Here is a 410-nt window from a genome sequence, read left to right as displayed (position 1 = left end):
AGGTCGAAGCCCTTGTTGATGTCGTCGAGGCTGAGGGTGTGGGTGATCATCGGGTCGATCTCGATCTTGCCGTCCATGTACCAGTCGACGATCTTGGGCACGTCGGTGCGGCCCCTTGCGCCGCCGAAGGCCGTGCCGCGCCAGACGCGGCCGGTGACCAGCTGGAAGGGCCGGGTCGAGATCTCGGCCCCCGCGGGCGCCACGCCGATGATGATCGATTCACCCCAGCCCTTATGCGCGCATTCCAGCGCGTCGCGCATCACCTGCACGTTGCCGGTCGCGTCAAAGGAGTAATCCGCGCCGCCGCCGGTCAGCTCCACCAGGTGGTTGACGATGCTGCCCTCGACCTCTTTCGGGTTGACGAAATCGGTCATGCCGAAGCGTGTCGCCATCTCCACCTTGTCGGGGTT

At 65.4% G+C, this 410-nt stretch carries 1 protein-coding gene; it reads right to left on the bottom strand.

Annotated features, from left to right (window positions below; all coding sequences use genetic code 11):
- Positions 1-410: zinc-binding dehydrogenase (locus BKY26_RS02725; protein WP_146632863.1), on the bottom strand; the 410-nt coding region annotated here is incomplete at both ends.

The sequence above is a fragment of the Nioella sediminis genome (assembly GCF_001879695.1).
Lineage (GTDB): Bacteria > Pseudomonadota > Alphaproteobacteria > Rhodobacterales > Rhodobacteraceae > Nioella > Nioella sediminis.
This window is presented reverse-complemented; position numbering and strand designations above follow the sequence as displayed.